General features: G+C 74.7%; 19 protein-coding genes and 1 pseudogene. 11 read left to right on the plus strand and 9 right to left on the minus strand.

All coding sequences use genetic code 11. From position 1 onward, the window contains the following. Positions 1–6 precede the first annotated feature (6 nt). From MicB006_RS06710 to cofC, 3 genes and pseudogenes are all read right to left on the minus strand, one after another. The gene (locus MicB006_RS06710; protein WP_370013426.1) at positions 7–2,304 is read right to left on the minus strand and encodes an RNA degradosome polyphosphate kinase; all 2,298 of its coding nucleotides are present in this window, start codon (positions 2,302–2,304) and stop codon (positions 7–9) included. A 54-nt stretch (positions 2,305–2,358) separates the two neighbouring features. Next, positions 2,359–2,556: a cold-shock protein gene (locus MicB006_RS32245; protein WP_043330566.1), complete on the minus strand. Its 198-nt coding sequence runs from the start codon at positions 2,554–2,556 to the stop codon at positions 2,359–2,361. A 33-nt stretch (positions 2,557–2,589) separates the two neighbouring features. Further along, positions 2,590–3,198 (minus strand): annotated as a pseudogene (cofC, locus tag MicB006_RS06715) (2-phospho-L-lactate guanylyltransferase); the annotation flags it as partial. Positions 3,199–3,293: 95 nt separating this feature from the next. Between cofC and MicB006_RS06720 the strand changes: the two are divergent. The 5 genes from MicB006_RS06720 to MicB006_RS06740 all read left to right on the plus strand — a co-directional run bounded on the left by MicB006_RS06720 (position 3,294) and on the right by MicB006_RS06740 (position 8,268). Further along, positions 3,294–4,019: a 1-acyl-sn-glycerol-3-phosphate acyltransferase gene (locus MicB006_RS06720; protein WP_116504596.1), complete on the plus strand. Its 726-nt coding sequence runs from the start codon at positions 3,294–3,296 to the stop codon at positions 4,017–4,019. After that, entirely contained in the window at positions 4,016–5,023 is a 1,008-nt protein-coding gene (locus MicB006_RS06725; protein WP_116504598.1) for an NAD(P)H-dependent glycerol-3-phosphate dehydrogenase, read from the plus strand. Before MicB006_RS06720 ends, MicB006_RS06725 begins: the two co-directional genes overlap by 4 nt. Beyond that, positions 5,020–6,153, plus strand: a complete 1,134-nt coding sequence (locus MicB006_RS06730; protein ID WP_116504599.1) for a cystathionine gamma-lyase — start codon at positions 5,020–5,022, stop codon at positions 6,151–6,153. The genes MicB006_RS06725 and MicB006_RS06730 overlap by 4 nt, the downstream gene beginning before the upstream one ends. Positions 6,154–6,325: 172 nt before the next feature. Then, positions 6,326–7,117 (plus strand): putative protein N(5)-glutamine methyltransferase, encoded by a 792-nt coding sequence (locus tag MicB006_RS06735; RefSeq protein WP_116504600.1) that lies wholly within the window; start codon positions 6,326–6,328, stop codon positions 7,115–7,117. Between the two features lie 86 nt (positions 7,118–7,203). Next, complete coding sequence (locus MicB006_RS06740) at positions 7,204–8,268, plus strand: ROK family protein (RefSeq protein WP_116504602.1); 1,065 nt, start codon at positions 7,204–7,206, stop codon at positions 8,266–8,268. A gap of 10 nt (positions 8,269–8,278) precedes the next feature. On the opposite strand, the gene MicB006_RS06745 is transcribed toward MicB006_RS06740, so the two are convergent. Then, positions 8,279–8,479, minus strand: coding sequence for a DUF397 domain-containing protein (locus tag MicB006_RS06745; RefSeq protein ID WP_073830407.1), 201 nt, complete (start codon positions 8,477–8,479; stop codon positions 8,279–8,281). 4 nt (positions 8,480–8,483) lie between these two features. Continuing rightward, complete coding sequence (locus MicB006_RS06750; protein WP_073830406.1) at positions 8,484–9,329, minus strand: helix-turn-helix transcriptional regulator; 846 nt, start codon at positions 9,327–9,329, stop codon at positions 8,484–8,486. Between the two features lie 277 nt (positions 9,330–9,606). On the opposite strand from MicB006_RS06750, the gene MicB006_RS06755 reads away from it, so the two are divergent. Together MicB006_RS06755 and MicB006_RS06760 are read left to right on the plus strand one after the other, a co-directional pair. Then, entirely contained in the window at positions 9,607–9,831 is a 225-nt protein-coding gene (locus MicB006_RS06755; protein ID WP_116504604.1) for a hypothetical protein, read from the plus strand. Positions 9,832–10,020: 189 nt separating this feature from the next. Next, a complete protein-coding gene (locus MicB006_RS06760) occupies positions 10,021–11,124 on the plus strand; it encodes a D-alanine--D-alanine ligase family protein (protein ID WP_116511230.1) in 1,104 nt (367 codons plus the stop codon). Between the two features lie 16 nt (positions 11,125–11,140). Here MicB006_RS06760 and MicB006_RS06765 read toward each other — a convergent pair whose 3' ends face one another. Further along, on the minus strand, positions 11,141–11,725 hold the full coding sequence (locus MicB006_RS06765; RefSeq protein ID WP_116504606.1) for a DUF3515 family protein: 585 nt from the start codon (positions 11,723–11,725) through the stop codon (positions 11,141–11,143). Beyond that, the gene (locus MicB006_RS06770) at positions 11,726–11,959 is read right to left on the minus strand and encodes an Lrp/AsnC ligand binding domain-containing protein (RefSeq protein WP_013284547.1); all 234 of its coding nucleotides are present in this window, start codon (positions 11,957–11,959) and stop codon (positions 11,726–11,728) included. Between the two features lie 163 nt (positions 11,960–12,122). Between MicB006_RS06770 and MicB006_RS06775 the strand changes: the two genes are divergently transcribed. Both MicB006_RS06775 and MicB006_RS06780 read left to right on the plus strand, forming a co-directional pair. Further along, entirely contained in the window at positions 12,123–13,073 is a 951-nt protein-coding gene (locus MicB006_RS06775) for a thiamine-phosphate kinase (protein WP_116504608.1), read from the plus strand. Positions 13,074–13,233: 160 nt separating this feature from the next. Continuing rightward, positions 13,234–13,701: a GNAT family N-acetyltransferase gene (locus MicB006_RS06780; RefSeq protein ID WP_116504610.1), complete on the plus strand. Its 468-nt coding sequence runs from the start codon at positions 13,234–13,236 to the stop codon at positions 13,699–13,701. Here MicB006_RS06780 and MicB006_RS06785 read toward each other — a convergent pair. Both MicB006_RS06785 and rpmB read right to left on the minus strand, forming a co-directional pair. Continuing rightward, a complete protein-coding gene (locus MicB006_RS06785) occupies positions 13,698–14,954 on the minus strand; it encodes an ATP-grasp domain-containing protein (protein WP_116504612.1) in 1,257 nt (418 codons plus the stop codon). The genes MicB006_RS06780 and MicB006_RS06785 overlap by 4 nt on opposite strands. Before the next feature lie 186 nt (positions 14,955–15,140). Then, positions 15,141–15,332, minus strand: a complete 192-nt coding sequence (gene rpmB / locus MicB006_RS06790; protein WP_011905179.1) for a 50S ribosomal protein L28 — start codon at positions 15,330–15,332, stop codon at positions 15,141–15,143. Positions 15,333–15,542: 210 nt separating this feature from the next. On the opposite strand from rpmB, the gene MicB006_RS06795 reads away from it, so the two are divergent. Continuing rightward, the gene (locus MicB006_RS06795) at positions 15,543–17,147 is read left to right on the plus strand and encodes a DAK2 domain-containing protein (protein ID WP_116504614.1); all 1,605 of its coding nucleotides are present in this window, start codon (positions 15,543–15,545) and stop codon (positions 17,145–17,147) included. Beyond that, the gene (recG, locus tag MicB006_RS06800; protein ID WP_116504616.1) at positions 17,144–19,345 is read left to right on the plus strand and encodes an ATP-dependent DNA helicase RecG; all 2,202 of its coding nucleotides are present in this window, start codon (positions 17,144–17,146) and stop codon (positions 19,343–19,345) included. Before MicB006_RS06795 ends, recG begins: the two co-directional genes overlap by 4 nt. The last annotated feature ends 44 nt before the right edge of the window (positions 19,346–19,389 follow it).

The raw sequence follows: 19,389 nt of genomic DNA on the forward strand, positions 1-19,389 counted from the left end.
GCCCGCTCAGTCCGCCCGGCCGCCGACCCGGCGCAGCAACAGGTCCTGCAGGTGGGTCAGCGGCGCGTCGCCGTCGCCGGTACGCCGGTGCCAGGTGCCGTCGGCGGCCAGCTCGAACGCGTCCACGTCGGGATCGAACGCGGCGGTGAGGACGTGGTCCAGCTCGGCGCGGGCCACCGGGTCGCTGACCTGCACCAGCGCCTCGACCCGGCGGTCCAGGTCGCGGTGCATCAGGTCGGCCGAGCCCATCCAGAACTCGGCGTCGCCGTCGTTGCCGAACCGGAAGATCCGGGAGTGCTCCAGGAACCGGCCGAGGATCGAGCGGACCCGGATGTTCTCCGACAGCCCCGGCACGCCCGGCCGCAGCGTGCACATGCCCCGGATCAGCAGGTCCACGTGCACGCCGGCCCGCGACGCCCGGTAGAGCGCGTCGGTGATCTCCTCGTCGACCAGCGAGTTCACCTTGAACTGCACCAGCCCCGGCATGCCCAGCCGGACGTGCTCGATCTCCCTGTCGATCCGCTCGATCAGGCCACTGCGGATGCCCTGCGGCGCCACCAGCAGCCGCCGGTACGCGGTCTGCCGGCTGTAGCCGGTGAGCACGTTGAACAGGTCGGTCAGGTCGGCGCCGATCTCCGGGTCGGCGGTGAGCATGCCGAAGTCCTCGTAGAGCCGGGCCGTCTTCGGGTGGTAGTTGCCGGTGCCGATGTGGCAGTACCGCCGGATCTGGTTGCCCTCCTGGCGTACCACGAGCGCGGTCTTGCAGTGCGTCTTGAGGCCCACCAGGCCGTAGACCACGTGGCAGCCGGCCCGTTCCAGCGTGCGCGCCCAGCCGATGTTCGCCACCTCGTCGAAGCGCGCCTTCAGCTCGACCAGCACCACCACCTGCTTGCCGGCGGCGGCCGCGTCGACCAGCGCGTCCACGATCGGGGAGTCGCCGCTGGTGCGGTAGAGCGTCTGCTTGATGGCGAGCACGTTCGGGTCGGCCGCGGCCTGCTCCACGAAGCGCTGCACGCTGGTGGCGAACGAGTGGTACGGGTGGTGCACCAGCACGTCGCCGTCGCGCAGCGTGGCGAAGACGCTGCGCGGCACCTCGCCCTCGGCCAGGCGCGGGTGGGTGGCCGGCACGAACGACGGGTCCTTCAGGTCCGGCCGGTCGGCCTCGCCGTAGACCTGCCACAACGCGGAGAGGTCGAGCAGGCCACGGACCCGCAGCACGTCGTGGTCGTCCACGTCCAGCTCGCGGACGAGCAGCTCCAGCATGTGGTCGGAGATGGACGCGGCCACCTCCAGGCGTACCGGCGGACCGAACCGGCGCCGGGCCAGTTCCCGCTCCAGCGCCTGGAGCAGGTCCTCGTCGCGGTCCTCGTCCACCTCGACCTCGGCGTTGCGGGTCACCCGGAACAGGTGGCACTCGACCACCTGCATGCCGGAGAAGAGCTGGCCGAGGTGCACCGAGATGAGGTCCTCCACCGGCAGGAACCGCACGCCCGGCTGGTCACGGTGGACGCGGACGAACCGGGGCACGTTGTTCGGCACCTTGACCCGGGCGAACAGTTCCGACCCGCCGTCCGGGTCGCGTACCGAGACGGCCAGGTTCAGCGACCGGCCGGAGATGTACGGGAACGGGTGCGCCGGGTCGACAGCGAGCGGGGTGAGCACCGGGAAGATGTGCTCCCGGAACCAGGTGCGCAGCCGCTCCCGCTCGGCGTCGTCCAGGTCGCTCCAGCGCAGCACGCGGATGTCCTCGGCGGCGAGCTTCGGCAGCACGTCGTCGACCAGGCAGGTGGCGTGCCGCGCGACCAGGCCGGCGGCCTTGGAGGTGACGAGGTCGAGCTGGGTGCGCAGCGGCAGCCGGTCGCCGCCGCGTACCGGCAGGCCGGCGGAGAGGCGGCGCTTCAGCCCGGCCACCCGCACCATGTAGAACTCGTCCAGGTTGCTGGCGAAGATGGCCAGGAACTTCGCCCGCTCCAGCAGCGGGGTGCGCGGGTCCTCGGCGAGCGCCAGCACCCGGGCGTTGAAGTCGAGCCAGGACAGCTCCCGGTTGAGGAAGCGGTCCTCCGGCAGCGGCTGCGCCGGGGGCGGCCCGGCGTCCGGGCCGGTCTCGTCCGGGCCCTCGACCGGGTCGAGCGGCTCGTCCAGCCCGGTGGCGGCGGTCGCCTCCGGGTCGGCGCCGAGGCGCTCCTCGGGCGGCCGGGGCTGGCGGAACCGCCCGTCCGGGCCGCGGCCGGGGCGGCCGTTGCGGGGCGTGCCGGGGTCGAGGATCGGCGGCGGGCCGTCGGGTTGCTCGCGAGGGGTGCTCACCACCTCATGATTCCCCGATAAGGGTGAACGGAAAATGAACTCCGGCCAGGTTGTTCACGCCATCGTCGGCAAGGTCACCCGGACCACCTCGCCGTCGGCGTCCCGCTCGATCCGGACACGCTGCCCCAATCGGAGCAGCCGCAGCCCGGAGGCGTCGAACGCGCGGGCCGGGAACGCCAGCTCGGTGCCGTCGTCGAGCAGCAGCACGCCGCTGCGGGTCGACGCGTCGTAGGTGGCCACCGTCCCCTGCATGCCAGCACCGTACCGGACTCCGCCGCCGGCCAGCAGCGCCGCCGTGCGCGGCCCCAGGCCCAGCCCGGCGGCGGTGGCCAGGTCCGCCGGGGTGTCCACGTCCCGGCGCAGGCTGGGCCAGTCACCGGCCAACGGCAGCGCCCCGCTCGCCGCGTGGGCGGCGGCCGAGCCGGGCCCGAACCGCGGCGCCAGCGGCACCCCGGCCGGCGCGGCCAGCAGCACGGTGCCACCGCCGGGGGCGTCCGCGACGAACCCGCGTACCCCCTCGGTGGCACGCAGCGCGGCGGCCAGCTCGGCCGGACGCAGCGCCGGCAGGTCGGCGGTCAGGCCGGCCACGGCGGCGCGCGGCCCGGCGACGGCCGCGCCGTGCCGGAACGCCGCGTTCAGCCCGGCCGCCGGGTCGGCGACGACCCGGGCGCCCGCCGCGTCCGCCGCCGCGCGCACCCGCGCGTCGTCGGTCACCACGAGCACCACGGCGACCGCCGGGCACGCCCGCGCCGCGCGCAGGGTGTCGGCCGCCAGGGCCAGCGCCAGCTCCTCGTGGGGTACGCCGGGCAGCGCGCCCCGCAGACGGCTCTTCGCCGCTCCCAGGCGCTTCACCGGCATCACCACGGTCCAGCGGGCCTCAGACACGCCGACCATCCTGCCAGCGGGAGCGCCGGTACCCGCACTGGCCGCAGCGGGGGCGAACAGGCATGATTCTGTGCCGGGGCGCGTGGGCGGATCGAGGAGGCACTGTGGCACGGCGGAGGCTGGGGTTCTGGCGACGGCTCGCCGTGGTGCTGGTGAAGCCGCTGATGACCGTCTGGACCCGGCGCACCTGGCGGGGCATGGAGCACCTGCGCCAGGACGGCGGCGTGATCCTCGTGCCCAACCACATCTCGCACGCCGACCCGCTCGTGGTCGCGCACTACATCTACGACGCCGGACGCTGGCCGCGTTTCCTCGGCAAGGCCAGCGTGTTCCGGGTGCCGGTGGTCGGCTCGATCCTGCACCGCTGCCAGCAGATCCCGGTCGAGCGGGGCACTGTCGAGGCGGTCAAGTCGCTGGACAAGCTGATCGCCGCGCTGGCCGAGGACGGCGCCGTGGTGATCTACCCGGAGGGCACCACCACCCGGGAGCCGGACCTGTGGCCGATGAAGGGCAAGACCGGCGCGGCCCGGCTGGCGCTGGCCACCGGCGCCCCGGTGGTCCCGATCGCCATGGTCGGCCCGGAGCGGATGTTCGACCCCCGTACCGCGCGGTTCGGGCTACGCCCGCGTACCCCGGTGACGGTGATCGCCGGTCCGCCGGTGGACCTGAGCCCCTGGGCCGGCGCCACGCCGACCCGGCCGATCCTGGAGGAGATGACGGACACCATCATGCTGCGCATCCGGGATCTGGTCGCGGAGATCCGCGGCGGCACGCCACCGCCGCTCTGGCAGCGGCCCGCCCGCACCGGCGCGCGGGAGGCCGGCGAATGAGCGGGCACGTGGCGGTGCTGGGCGCCGGTTCCTGGGGGACCGCGTTCGCGAAGATCCTCGCCGACGCCGGACGGGACGTCACGGTGCTGGCCCGCCGGGCCGCCGTGGCCGAGGCGATCCGGACCGGCCGGGAGAACCCGGAGTACCTGCCGGGCGTGCGCCTGCCGGAGCGGGTCACCGCCACCGGCGACGCCGCCGAGGCGATCGAGGGCGCCGAGGTGGTGGTGCTGTCGGTGCCGTCGCAGACGCTGCGCGGCAACCTCGCCGACTGGACGCCGTACCTGGCGCCGGACGCCACGCTCGTGTCGCTGATGAAGGGCATCGAGCTGGGCACCACCAAGCGGATGAGCCAGGTCGTCACGGAGACCGCCGGGGTGCCCGCCGACCGGGTGGTGGTCGTCTCCGGGCCCAACCTCGCCCCGGAGATCGCCGCCGAGCAGCCGGCCGCGACTGTTGTCGCCGGCACCGACAGCCGGCGTACCGCGCTGGTGCAGGCGTCCATCCGCACGCCGTACTTCCGTCCGTACACGAATGACGACGTGATCGGCTGCGAGCTGGGCGGCGCGGTGAAGAACGTGATCGCGCTGGCGTACGGCATCGCCACCGCGATGGGCTTCGGCGACAACACCCGGGCCATGCTGATGACCCGGGGGCTGGCCGAGACCGCCCGGCTGGGCGTGGCGCTCGGCGCCGACCCGATCACGTTCGCCGGGCTGGCCGGCATGGGCGACCTGGTCGCGTCCTGCTCGTCTCCGATGGCCCGCAACCGCACCTTCGGCGAGCACCTGGGCCGGGGCGAGTCGCTGGAGCAGGCCCAGGCCGCCACCCGGCAGACCGCCGAGGGCGTCAAGAGCTGCCTGGCCATCCGCGACCTGGCCCGCGCGCACGGCGTCGAGATGCCGATCACCGAGCAGATCGAGCGGATCTGCCACGAGGGGATGGACCCCCGCCTCGCGGTGGACGCGCTGATGAGCCGTACCGCCAAGCCGGAGTCGTACGAGTGAGCGCCGCCGGCGCGGCGGGCGGGAACTGGGGCGACGGCACGCGCAGCGTGCACGCCGGCCTGCCGGAGGCCGTACCCGGGCAGCCGTTCCTGCCCGGCCCGGTCTTCGCGGCGCCGTACCACCTCGACCCGGAGCGCGGCCCGTCGGCGGCGGCGGACGGGTACGGGCGACCCGACAACCCCACCCGGCGGCTGCTGGAGACGGCGATCGGCGAACTGGAGGGCGCCGACTGCCGCGTCTTCGCCAGCGGCCAGGCCGCCATCACCGGGCTGCTGCTGACCGTGCTGCGCCCCGGCGACACCGTGCTGCTGCCCGCCGACGGCTACTTCTCGGTGCGCTCGTTCGCCTCGGACACGCTGGAACAGCTCGGCGTACGCGTGGTGCTGGTGCCGACCGCCGGGCCGTACCCGTCGTTCGACGGCGTCCGGCTGGTGCTGCTGGAGACCCCGGCGAACCCCGGCCTGGACGTGGCCGACGTGCGGGCGGTGGCCGCCGCCGCGCACGCCGCCGGCGCGCTGGTGGCGGTGGACAACACCACCGCGACGCCGCTCGGGCAGCGCCCGCTGGACCTCGGCGCGGACGTGGTGGTCGCCTCCGGCACCAAGGCGCTGACCGGCCACTCGGATCTGCTGCTGGGCTATCTGGCGACCCGGGACGCCGGGCTGCGGGACGCGGCGACCACGTGGCGCAACGCCACCGGCGGGGTGCCCGGCGCGTTCGACTGCTGGCTGGCCCACCGCTCGCTGGCCACGCTCGACCTGCGGCTGGCCCGGCAGACCGTGAACGCGCGGGCGCTGGCCGACCTGCTCGCGGCCCGGCCGGACGTGACCGGGGTGCGCTGGCCCGGGCGGCCGGAGGACCCGGCGTACCCGGTCGCCTCGGCCCAGATGCGGCGCGTACCGGGCGTGCTCTCGTTCGACCTGGGCGACGAGCGCCGCGTGGCCCGGTTCCTCGGCGCCTCCCGGCTGGTGGCCGCCGCCACCTCGTTCGGCGGGCTGCACACCACAGCCGACCGGCGCGCCCAGTGGGGCGACGACACAGCACCCGGTTTCGTGCGGTTCTCCTGCGGCATCGAGGACACCGCCGACCTGCTCGCCGACGTGGCGGCGGCGCTCGACGCGGCGGGCTGACGGCGCGACGCCCGCTGGGCTATCGTGACGGGCAGCCACGGCCCGTGCGGCCCCGACCCGAGGAGGTGAGTCCGATCCCCCAGCAGAGGACCGGCGTTCCCTCCGAGTCCGCGTCGCCCAGGAGCTGAGGCGACGCCGGGAACGCCGACGAGCGCTTCCCGAAAGGCCTGCCATGGCATCCACCGTGTTCACTCCCGACCGCCCTGCCCTCGTCCGCCGGCTGCGCGCCGCCGGTTGCGTCTTCGCCGAGGACGAGGCGGACCTGCTGATCGCCGCCGCCGACTCGGCGCAGTCACTGACCCGGCTGGTCGACCGTCGCGTCGCCGGCCTGCCGCTGGAACACCTGCTCGGCTGGGCCGAGTTCTGCGGCCGGCGGATCGCCGTCCACCCGGGGGTGTTCGTGCCGCGCGGGCGTACCGCGGTGCTCGTCGCCGCCGCGGTGGCGGTCGCCGGGCCGGCGCCCGCGGTGCTCGACCTGTGCTGCGGCTCCGGCGCCGCCGCCGTGGTGCTGCACGAGCGGCTGGCGCCGCGCTGGCTGGCCGCCGCCGACATCGACCCGGTGGCGGTGGCGTGCGCGCGGCGCAACCTAGACCCGCTCGGCGTCCCCGTCTATCAGGGCGACCTGTTCGACGCGGTGCCGGCCACCTGGCGCGGCCGGCTGGACCTGGTGGTGGCGAACGCGCCGTACGTGCCGACCGGCGCGGTGGCCTCGTTGCCGGCCGAGGCGCGGTTGCACGAGGCCCCGGTGGCGCTGGACGGCGGCGCGGACGGCCTCGCGGTGCTGCGCCGTGTCGCGTCCGGCGCGGCGCAGTGGCTGGCCCCGGGCGGGCATGTCGCTGTCGAGGTGAGCGCCGGGCAGGCCGCGGCGTTGTGCGCCGTGTTCGCCGCCGCCGGGCTACACCCGTCGGTGGTCCGTGACGAGGAGCGCGAGGCGACAGCGGTGACCGCCCGCCGTCCCGGCTGAGAGCGGGCGGGGCAGTACCGCCGGCGGCATGGCGGGTGGGCCCGCCGAGAACTAGCCTCGGATCAGGCTCGGCGGGAGGCGGTGGCGTGGACAGCGCAGGGCTGCCGGTGGTGGTGGGGCTGGACAACGGGGGCACGAGCGACAACGCCACGGTGCTGACCGTCGACGGCCGGTTCCTGGTGGACGGGCTGCTGGAGATCCCGAGTGACGTCGGCGCCGGTCCGCAGGCGGCGGTGGAGGCGCTGGCGCGGGCGTTCGACGGCGTGCTCGCCCACACCGGCGTGCCCCGTGACCTGGTACGCGCGGTCGGGCTGGACACGCCCGGCCCGGCCAGCGCCACCGGGGTGATCTCCTCGCGCGGCTCCACCAACTTCTCCCAGCCGGCCTGGCGTGGCTTCGACGTGCGTACCGCGCTGGAGCGGCGGCTCGGCCTGCCGGTGGTGTACGCCAACGACGGCAACGCCGCCGCGCTCTACGCCCATCACGTGCACTTCGGCGCGGACGCGATGGCCCGGTCCTCGGTGTCCGCGATCGTGGGTACCGGGCTGGGCGGGGGAGTGGTGGAGTCCGGCCGGGTGGTCGGCGGCGCGGCCGGCATGGCCGGCGAGTTCGGCCACGTGCACATCCCGCTGGACGGCCTGGTCGAGCCGGACCAGCCGGCGCCGGTCTGTGCCTGCGGCTTCACCGGGGACGCGGAGAGCGTCGCCTCGCTGACCGCGATCCGGCGCAACCTGCTGCCGTACTGGCTGGCCCGGCATCCGGAGCATCCGCTGGCCGCGGAGGAGCCGGAGCGGGCGGCGAAGCTGCTGCGCGGCTACGGCGAGCGGGGCGACCCGCTGGCCCGCCAGGTGTTCGGCCAGCAGGCGCGGGCGCTGGGGCGGTTGTTCACCATCGCTGCGAACTTCACCGACCCGCACGCGTACTTCGTCGGCGGGGGCGTGGTGGAGGCGGCGCCGGAGTTCCGGGACTGGTTCCTCGCCGCCGTCGCCGAGCACACGGTGCTGCGCGAGGAGCAGCGCGCGGTGGCCACCTTCGCGCTGGTGCCGGACCGGGACATGGCCGGGGCGCGCGGGGTGGCCATCGCGGCGCTGGAGACGGTGCGCGCCGCCGCCGTGGCCGCGCCGCTGCGGCCGGGCGGCGCGCTCGCCTGAGGGCCCGCCGTCAGGGGCGCGGCGGCGCCGCGGTGAACGCGGCCCAGGCGTGCGGCGGGAACACCAGCACCGGGCCGGCCGGGTCCTTGGAGTCGCGGACCGCCACCGCGCCGGACAGCGGCGCCATCTCCACGCACGCGCCCTCGTCGCCGCTGTGGCTGCTCTTGCGCCAGCCGGCCGGTGTCGGGTGCGGACGGTTCGTGCCGTTCATCTGGTCACCTCTCGTTCAGCAGGCGGAGCAGCTGGTCCCGACTGGCCGCCGGACTCAGCGCCACGGTCCGCAGGTGCTCCATGATCTTGGTGCAGGTACGCAGGTCGCCCGGCCGGTCGAGGATCATCTGCCCGGCGACGGTCTCCACCGAGGCGATGATCGGGTCCTCCGGGTCGGCGAACTCCAGCATGTGCAGCGAGCCCCGGGTGCCCCGGTGGTAACCGGCGGCCAGGGGGATCACCTGCACCGTGATGTTCGGCAGCTCGGCCATCTTCACCAGGTGCTGGAGCTGGGCGGACATGACCGAGCGGCCACCGACCGGGCGCAGCAGCGCGCCCTCGTCGATGATGGCGTCGAGAATCGGCGGTTCGTCCCCGGAGAGCCGCTGCTGGCGGTCCAGCCGTAGCTGCACGCGCTGCTCCACCTGCTCGTCGCTGAGGGTGTGCGGGCCGCCGCGCATCACGCCGCGGATGTAGTCGGCGGTCTGGAGCAGACCGGGCACCACCGACGGCTCGAAGTTCGCGATGCCGGTGGCCTCGGCCTCCAGCGCGATGAAGTCGATGGTGCGGCGGTCCAGCAGGTACGAGTAGGACACCCACCAGCCGGGCTTGCGGGCGTCCTTCGCGAGCTGCACCGCCGCGGCGATCTCGTCCGGGCCCACGCCGTAGCTGGTCAGCAGCGCGCGCACGGTGGCGGGACTGATCAGCGTCTGCGCGTTCTCGTAGCGGGACAGCGTGCTGCGGGTGCTGTTGATCTCGTCAGCCGCGGTCTCCAGGGTGAGGCCGGCGGCCTCCCGGTGGGTCCGCAGGGCGATGCCGAGCCGTCGGGCCCGGGCGGTCTTCGGCGCCATGCATCGATGGTCGCACATCTGGTGGGAAAATGTGCGTGAGAGAAAGTCGATGAGAGTTGCATTCACGCGTGTGAACCTGTCACTCTGTGACGGCGTCCTCACCGCCGGTTGTCGTGGCGACGGTGGCGGTGAGCGACCGGAGGGGATGGGGCGCGCGGTGGTCGGATTTCTACTCCCCCACGATCCGACCGCCGCGTGCCCCTGCCGTTCCACGAGACGGGAGGGGTTCCGCGATGACGGTGACGGCCTGCCACCTCCGGAGCGGAGGTGGCCGGGAATGACCCGGTTCCTCGTGGTCCTCACCGACGTGCGCCCCCCGGACGGCTCCGGGCGTGACGAGCGGACCAGCCCCGAGCGCCGGCGGCAGGTCGTCGGCGCGAACAGCCGGGAGGCGGCCGACCGGATCGCCGGCGCGTTCATGGCGCTGGGCATGGTGCGAGCCGGCCGGCAGCGCGTCAAGGTGATCGCGGTCGGCCGCCGGCCCCGGCACCCGGCCTTCTGAGCCACACCCGCCCCGCGGGCTCTCGGCACCGCGTCTCGTTACTCCCTGTACATGTCGCCTTGACCGTTTGCCACGCGGCTCCGCGTCTCCCCGGGTATCGGCCACCCCTGCCGACAACGCACAGTAAGGTCAATCGGGTGAGCGCCACCGGCGAGCACGGCCAGCCGTAGTCGCGACGATGAGGTGACCATGACCACCCCAGGCAAGACCCGTGTGGCGATCGTCTTCGGTGGCCGCAGCCCCGAACACGGCATCTCCTGCGTCAGCGCCGGCAGCGTGCTGGCCGCGCTCGACCCGGACGAGTTCGAGGTGGTGCCGGTCGGCATCACCCGGCAGGGCCAGTGGGTGCTCGCCGACGGCGAACCGAGCCGGCTCGCCATCACCGACCGGAAACTCCCGGAGATCACCGCCGGGTCCGGTGCCGAACTGGTGCTACGCGCCGACCCCGCCGCGGGCGGCCTGATGGTGCTCGACCCGGCCCAGGGGCCGGTCGCGCTCGCCGACGTGGACGTGGTCTTCCCGGTGCTGCACGGCGCGTACGGCGAGGACGGCACGATCCAGGGGATGCTGGAGATGGCCGACATCCCCTACGTCGGCGCGAACGTGTTCGCCTCCGCCGCGGCCATGGACAAGGAGTTCACCAAGAAGCTCTGCGCCGTCGAGGGCATCCCGGTCGGCCCGTACGCGGTGCTGCGCGCCGGGATGTCGCTGAGCGACGAGGACAAGGAGCGCCTCGGGCTGCCCGTCTTCGTCAAGCCGTCGCGGGCCGGCTCCTCGTTCGGCATCACCAAGGTCGACGACTGGGCGGACCTGGACGCCGCGCTCGTCACCGCCCGGGAGATCGACAGCAAGGTGCTCGTCGAGGGCGCCGTGGTCGGCCGCGAGATCGAGTGCGGCGTGCTGGAGGGCGAAGCCGGCGGCGCGCCGGAGGCCTCGGTGCTCGCCGAGGTGCGGATGATCGGCGACCGCGACTGGTACGACTTCGAGGCCAAGTACATCTTCGCCGACGAGGTCTGCGAGTACGACGTCCCGGCCGACCTGCCCGAGCCGGTGGCGCGGCAGGTGCGCGACTACGCCACCCGCGCGTTCACCGCGCTCGACTGCTCCGGCCTGGCCCGTGTCGACTTCTTCGTCACGGCGCAGATGGACGTCTACCTCAACGAGATCAACACGATGCCGGGCTTCACCCCGACCTCGATGTTCCCGCGGATGTGGTCGGCCAGCGGGCTGGAGTACCCGAAGCTGGTCAACCGGCTGATCCGTACCGCCCTGCACCGCCGCGCCGGGCGCTGACCCGGCCGGCCGGGCGTCAGGCGGAGCAGCCCGAGGGGGCCTGCTTCGCCGAGGGCACGGAGCTGACGATGGTGTCGGAGATCGAGGTCACCCACTGAAGCGGCGGCTCGTAGCTCTTCGGCACCCGTACCCGGATCGGGGTCTCCCGGTCGACGGTGGTCAGCACCGTGGCGTCGGCCTCCTCGGCCGCGTGCCAGCAGACCTTGTTCACCGTCCACACCTCGTCGGTGGGCGGGAACTGCGCCGGGCTGCCGCCGCAGGCCACGGTCAGGGCCGGGTCGCCGTACGCGGCGTTCTGCTCCGGGCCCGCGGTGACCGGACGCTGCGCCAGGTCACGGACGCTGTCCGGGAGCTGCGACATCAGGGCGCGGCAGAGGACGGTCGGGCGCTCGGCCAGCGCCGGGGCGGGCATCTCGACCGGCGCGCTCGACTGCGCCCGGGGGCTCGCCGACGCGCTCGCGCCGGCGTCCGGGGACTCCGGGGCCAGCTTGGCGAACGTGAACCCGGCCACCGCCACGGTCACCGGCACCGCGACCAGAGTCGCCCAGAGCGCGGCGCGGCGGGTGGAGCGGTCCCGGCGCGGGGAGGTCTTCTCGTCCACTTACAGCCGCACCACAGAACACGTGAGGGTGCGGGTGATGCCGGGCACCATCTGCACCTTGCTGACGATGAGTTTGCCGAGCTCGTCGACGGTGTTCGCCTCGGTGAGCACGACCACGTCGTACGGCCCGGTGACGGCGTCGACCCGTACCACGCCGGCCAGGTCCGCGATCAGACCGGCCACGTCACGCGCCCGGCCGACCTCGGTCTGGATGAGGATGTACGCCTGTACCACGACTCGACCTCCGTCCGTCGCCTCCGGGCGACCCGAAGGGTGAAACTACCGTACTGAGCGGCAGTGATCCCTATCGGTTGCCGGTCGGACGCGGTGAGCGAGCACACGCCGGCGCGGACAGGGGTGGGATGTGCGGAACGACGCAGCGGATCGAGGGGACGGCATGACGGTCACGGATGTCGGCGAGTTCGGGCTGATCGACCGGGTGACCGCCCGGCTGGCACAGGGGGAGAGCTGCCTGCTCGGCCCCGGCGACGACGGCGCGGTGGTGGCGGCGCCGGACCGGCGGGTGGTCGCATCGACCGACGTGCTGGTGGAGGGGCGGCACTTCCGGCGCGACTGGTCGGCGGCGCGGGACGTGGGGCATCGCGCGGCGGCGGCCAACCTCGCCGACATCGCGGCCATGGGCGCCACCCCGACAGCGCTGCTCGTCGCGCTCTGCATGCCGGCCGAGCTGGACCCGGCCTGGGCCGAGGAACTGGCCGACGGGCTGGGCACGGAAGCGGCGCTCGTCGGCGCGAGCGTGGTCGGCGGGGACATGTCGGCCAGCCCGACGCTCACCATCGCGGTGACCGCGCTCGGCGACCTGGCCGGGCGGCCCCCGGTGGTCCGCTCCGGCGCCCGGCCGGGGGACGTGGTGGCGCTGGCCGGGCGCACCGGCTGGTCGGCGGCGGGCTACACCGTGCTGTCCCGGGGCTTCCGCACGCCCCGGCTGCTTGTCGAGGCGTTCCGCCGCCCGGAGGTGCCGTACGCGGCCGGTCCGGCCGCCGCCGCGGCGGGCGCCACCGCCATGATCGACGTGTCGGACGGGCTGCTGGCCGACCTGGGGCACGTGGCCACCGCCAGCGGCGTGGCGATCGACCTGCGCCGTGAGGCGTTCGAGGTGCCCCGGCAGATGCGCGACGCGGCGCAGGCGCTCGGCGTCGACCCGTACACCTGGATCCTGGCCGGCGGCGAGGACCACGCGCTGGCGGCGACGTTCCCGGGCGACGCGGCGCTGCCCGACGGCTGGCGGCCGGTCGGGCGGGTGGCGGCCGGCGCCGGGGTCACCGTCGACGGCGCCGGGTACGACGGCCCGCGCGGCTGGGACCACTTCCGCCGGACGGCGGAATAGTCGGCTCAGTCGCCGCACGGCGGAATAGCCGGTTCAGTCGCCGGACGGCGGAGTAGCCGGCTCAGTCGCCGCACGGCGGAATAGCCGGGCCGGAGTGATCTGCGTCCGACCCCCGGCCGCCGGGCCGGGCGGGGGTCGGAGGCGGTCGTAACCTGGCACGGTGAGCGAGATCGAGATCCGGGAGCGGCGCTTCGACGCGCCCGAGTCGCAGGCTTTGATCAGGGCGGCGCTGGCCGACCTCGGCGCCCGCTACGGCGGCAGCGGCGACGACACCCCGGTCGACGCGGCCGAGTTCACCCCGCCGGACGGCGTGTTCCTCGTCGCCTACCTGGACGGGCGTCCGGTGGGCTGCGGCGGCTGGCGCAGCCACGGCGCGGACGGCGACACGGCCGAGCTGAAGCGGATGTACACCGATCCGGCGGTCCGGGGCCGGGGCGTGGCCCGCGCGGTGCTCGGCGCGGTCGAGCGCTCCGCCCGCGACCACGGCCGCAAGCGGATCGTGTTGGAGTGCGGCGACAAGCAGCCCGAGGCGATCGCCATGTACACCTCGTCCGGCTACGAGCGGATCCCGAACTTCGGCTTCTACAAGGACGCCCCGGGCTGCCTGTCCTACGGCCGTACGCTCTAGGAGACCGTGATGCGGATCTCGCTCGCGGCGCGGCGCGCGGCACCGGCCGCCTCGTCCGGGGTAGCGCCCCAGGCCATCAGGTGCCCGCTGCGGTGCGCCGAGGAGAGCAGTTCCGGCACGGTCTGACCGACCTTCGTCTCCACCTGCACGTCGAGCACGCCCGGCACGCGCAGCGCGTCGCGCCTGCCGTCCACGGCTGTCACCCGGCCGGGCGGCGCGATCAGGAACTCGATGGCCGCCGCGCCGGTCGCCCGCGCCGGCAACGCCGGCCGTTCGCCGCGCAGCACCCGCAGGTACGCCTCGATGACGTCGCGCTCGTAGGCGATCGAGATGAGCGCGGTGATCATGTCACCGGGCATCCGGGCCGCGCACTCCACCAGCGTCGGCACGCCGTCGACGAGGATCCACTCGCTGTGCAGCATGCCGCTGCGGAAGCCGGCCGCCTCGGCGAGGCGTGCCGCGGCGGCGCGCAGCGCGTCGTGCTCGGCGGCGGGCAGCGCGGACGGCACGGTGTGGCCGGTCTCGACCGGGTACCGGCCACCGGCGATCCGCTTGTCCGTCACGTTGGCGAAGATCACCTCACCGTCGGCCACCAGCAGCTCGACGCTGTGCTCGGAGCCGACCAGCAGTTCCTCCACCAGCACACCGGTGGGCAGGCCGCGCTCGGTGGCCTCGGCCGGGTCCGGCGGCGCCGCGCTCGCCGCCCACCGGGCGGGCACCTCGGCCGGGTCGGTGATCAGCTGCACGCCCAGGCTGCCGGAGCGGCGGGTGGGCTTGAGCACGCACCGGCCGCCGTGCTCCTGCGCGAACTCCACCGCCCGCGCCGGGTCGTCCACCAGCTCGTAGACGGGGTTGGCCAGCCCGATCCGGTCGGCGAGCAGCCGCATCCGGTGCTTGTCGGAGAAGACGTCCGCGGCCTCCGCACCGGCGCCGGGCAACCCGAGACGTTCGGCGAGCCGGGCGGCGGCGCCGACCGCGTACTCCAGGCCGGGCAGGACCAGCTGGGCGTCGGCCAGGGCGGGCTCGCGGGCGAGCAGGGCGTCGGCGTCGAAGCCGGTCTGGTACTCGGCCTCGACCAGTCGCCCGATCATCGGCAGCCGCTCGGCGAACCGGGCCAGGTCGCGGCGGCGGATCACGTCCGGCTCCTCGACCAGCACCACGGTGCCGGCCGGCAGCTGCTGGTCGAACCAGCTCAGTGAGCCGATCGACGCGCCCACCACCACCAGTTGCTCGCGGCCCAGATCGAGGTCCACCGGTCACCCTCCCCACGGCTCGCGCCGGAACCGGACGGCCCGGCGCAGCAGCACCCTAACCGGCCCGTACCAGCCGGTCGCCGTACGGTCGGTCAGGTGTGCGGCGCGGGTCGGTGGATACGACAGAAGCCGGCGGACCCCGAGGGGTCCGCCGGCGACCGACGATGTTCCGGTGGCGCTACCGCGTCAGGCGCGGGTGACCTTGCCGGCCTTGATGCACGAGGTGCAGACCTTCAGCTTCTTGGTGTTGCCGCCACCGGCCGGGGTGCGCACCGACTGGATGTTCGGGTTCCAGCGGCGGTTGGTCCGCCGGTGCGAGTGGGACACGTTGTGGCCGAAGCCCGGCCCCTTGCCACAGACGTCGCACACGCTAGCCACGGGATACTCCTGGGATTGAAACGTTCATGAGGTCGCCGCCAGGCACTGCCCGGGCAACCTGGTCAGGTTACCCGATGACAGTCGGTACGCCCAACCGGCCCTTTCGCGAGCCCACCCAGCGTACCGGCGACCCGGCCGGGCCGGCGGGCGGGGCGGACACGCGGCGGACGACCCCGGCGGGTGTCGGTGCGCGCCAGTAGGCTTCCCGACGTGCTGGAGACCCTCGACGCCGCAGCGGTGCGCCGCTGGTGCGCGAGCGGGCTGGCCGCCCTCCGGCGGCACCAGAGCGAGATCGACGAGCTGAACGTCTACCCGGTGCCCGACGGCGACACCGGCACCAACCTGGTCCTCACGCTGACCTCGGCCCAGCAGGCCCTGGCCATGGACCTCGGCACCCTCCCCGACGACGGGCACACCCCGCACGGGCACGCGCTGCGGCTGATGGCCCGGGGCGCGCTGCTCGGGGCGCGCGGCAACTCCGGGGTGATCCTCTCGCAGATCCTGCGCGGTCTCGCCGACACGCTCGCCGCCGCCCCGGCGGTGGGCGGGCGGCAGCTCGCCGACGCGCTGGCCGACGCCACCACCGCCGCCTACGCCGCGGTGGCCCGGCCGGTCGAGGGCACGCTGCTCAGCGTGGTCGCCGCCGCGGCACACGCGGCCCGCCGCTCGGACAGCGACGACCTGCGCACAGTGGCCCGGGCCGCGGCCGAGGCGGCGGCCCACGCGCTGGCGCGTACCCCCGAGCAGTTGCCGGAGCTGGCCCGCGCGGGCGTGGTCGACGCCGGTGGGCGCGGCCTGTGCCTGCTGCTCGACGCGCTGGTCGAGGTGGTCACGGGGGAGAGCCCGGCGCCCGCGCCGCCCACCCGCCGCCCGCCGGCCACCGTCGTGCGGGAGAGCGGCTCCGACGTGTACGCCTACGAGGTGCAGTACCTGCTCGACGCGGACGACGAGGCGGTGGCCCTGCTGCGCGCCGAGCTGGCCGTGCTCGGCGACTCGCTGGCGATCGTCGGCGACGGCGCCGGCACCTGGAACGTGCACGTGCACGTCAACGACGTCGGGGCGGCGATCGAGGCGGGTGTGGTCGCCGGCCGGCCGCACCGGATCGGCGTGACCCGCTTCGCCGACCAGACCGGCCCGGCGCCCGCGTCGCGGGTCGCGCGCCCGGACGGCCGGGCCGCCGTGGTGGTGGCCACCGGCGCGGGCATCGCCGAGCTGTTCGCCGCCGAGGGCGCAGTGGTGGTGCCGGGCAACCCGTCCACCGGCGAGCTGCTCGACGCGATCCGGGCCACCGACGCCGCCCGGGTGGTGGTGCTGCCGAACGATCCGAACACGCAGTCGGTGGCGAGCGCCGCGGCGAAGGAGGCGTACGGCCTCGGCATCAAGGTGAGCGTGGTGCCCACCCGTTCCCCGGTGCAGGCGCTCGCGGCGCTGGCCGTACGCGATCCGAAGCGGCGGTTCGAGGACGACGTGATCGCGATGGCCGAGGCGGCGGGCGCCTGCCGGTACGCCGAGGTCTGCCACGCCGCCCGGGAGGCGCTGACCGTCGCCGGCCCGGCCCGCCCGGGTGACGTGCTGGCCCTGGTCGAGGGCGAGGTGCACCTGATCGGGCAGGATCTGGTCGACACCTGCATCGCGGTGGTGGACCGGATGCTCGGCGGTGGCGGTGAGCTGGTCACGCTGCTCTGCGGCGCTGACGCGCCGGCCGGGCTTGCCGACCGGGTCCGCGCGCACGTCGAGGGGGCCTGGCCGTTCGTCGAGGTGCAGGCGTACGAGGGCGGGCAGCCGCATTATCCGCTCCTGGTGGGGGTCGAATGACTGGCGAGGCGGCCACCGTGGACACGCCGCTGAAGAAGCTTGTCGGCGAGCGCACCGCGAAGGCGCTGGCCGGGCACCTCGACCTGCACACCGCGGGCGATCTGATCTACCACTTCCCGCGCCGCTACGACGAGCGCGGCGAGCACACCGACATCCGCTCGCTCGACGTCGGGGAGCAGGTCACGGTGCTCGCCCAGGTGCAGCGCACCGCTGTGCGCCCGATGCGCCAGCGGCGCGGCAACCTGCTGGAGGTGACCGTCGGCGACGGGTCCGGCGGCGTGCTCACCTGCACGTTCTTCGGCAACCAGGCGTGGCGCGAGCGGGAGCTGCGCCCGGGCCGGTGGGGGCTGTTCGCCGGCAAGGTGACCGAGTTCCGGGGCAAGCGGCAGCTCAACGGCCCGGAGTACGTCCTGCTCGGCGAGGGCGGCGAGGGCGAGGCGGCCGCGAACGAGGAGGTCGAGGAGTTCGCCGGGGCGCTGATCCCGGTCTATCCGGCCGCGGCGGCGGTGCCGACCTGGGTGATCGCCCGCTGCGTGCGCGTCGTGCTGGACACGTTCACCCCGCCGGACGACCCGCTGCCGGCCACCGTGCGGGCCACCCGCAACCTGATCGACATCGGCACCGCGCTGCGCGAGATCCACCGTCCGACCAGCAAGGAGGCACTCTACCGGGCCCGCCGTCGGCTCAAGTGGGACGAGGCGTTCGCCGTGCAGCTCACGCTGGTGCAGCGCAAGCACCGGGCGGCGGCGTGGCCGGCACGGGCCCGGCCGGCGAAGGCGGGCGGTCTGCTGGACGCGTTCGACGCCCGGCTGCCGTACGAGCTGACTTCCGGCCAGCAGGTCGTCGGGCGGGAGATCGCCGCCGACCTGGCCGCCGCGCACCCGATGCACCGGCTGCTCCAGGGCGAGGTGGGTTCCGGCAAGACGGTGGTGGCGCTGCGCGCCATGCTCCAGGTGGTCGACGCCGGGGGCCAGGCCGCGTTGCTCGCGCCGACCGAGGTGCTCGCCGCCCAGCACTACCGGGGCATCCTCGACCTGCTCGGCCCGCTCGCCCGGGCCGGTGAGCTGGGCGCCGCCGACGACGCCACCCGGGTGGAGCTGATCACCGGCTCGCTCGGCGCGGCGGCCCGGCGCCGGGCGCTGGCCGAGGTGGCCGAGGGCCGGGCCGGCATCGTGCTCGGCACGCACGCCCTGCTCTACGAGGGCGTCGACTTCCACGACCTCGGCCTGGTGGTGGTGGACGAGCAGCACCGCTTCGGCGTGGAGCAGCGCGACGCGCTGCGCGCCAAGGCCGACCAGCCGCCGCACGTGCTGGTGATGACCGCCACCCCGATCCCACGCACTGTGGCCATGACTGTCTACGGCGACCTGGAGACGTCCACGCTCTCCCAGCTGCCGCAGGGCCGCTCGCCGATCGCCTCGCACGTCGTACCGGCCGCCGAGAAGCCGGCGTTCCTCGACCGGGCCTGGCGCCGGCTGCGCGAGGAGGTCGCCAAGGGCCACCAGGCGTACGTGGTGTGCCCGAGGATCGGTGAGGGACCGGTGTCGGACGAGGAGGCGCCGCGGGAGGACGACAACGGCCGCCGCCCGCCGCTGGCGGTGACCGAGGTGGCGCCGCTGCTGGCCGAGGGGCCGCTGCACGGGCTGCGGATCGGGGTGCTGCACGGTCGGCTGCCCGCCGACGAGAAGGACGCGGTGATGCGGGCGTTCGCCGACGGCGAGCTGGACGTGCTGGTCGCGACCACAGTGGTCGAGGTCGGCGTGAACGTGCCGAACGCGACGGTGATGATCGTGCTGGACGCCGACCGGTTCGGCGTGTCCCAGCTGCACCAGTTGCGCGGCCGGGTCGGCCGGGGCTCCGCAGCCGGTCTGTGCCTGCTGGTGACCGAGGCGGCCGAGGGCTCGTCGGCGCGGGAGCGGCTGGACGCGGTGGCCTCCACCACAGACGGGTTCAAGCTGGCCGAACTCGACCTGGAACAGCGCCGGGAGGGTGACGTGCTCGGCGCGACCCAGTCCGGCCGGCGCTCGCACCTGCGGCTGCTGTCGCTCCTGCGCGACGCCGAGCTGATCCGCGACGCGCGGGCCGAGGCGATCGAACTGGTCGAGGAGGACCCGGACCTGGCCCGGCACCCGGCGCTCGCGGCGTCGGTGGCCGCGCTCGTCGACGAGGAACGCGCCGAATACCTGGAGAAGGGCTGACGGCGGGCCGGTGCGGTCGCGGGGCTGCGGCACGCGCGTGGCGT

This window comes from Micromonospora sp. B006, from assembly GCF_003408515.1.
Taxonomy (GTDB): Bacteria; Actinomycetota; Actinomycetes; order Mycobacteriales; family Micromonosporaceae; genus Micromonospora; species Micromonospora echinospora_A.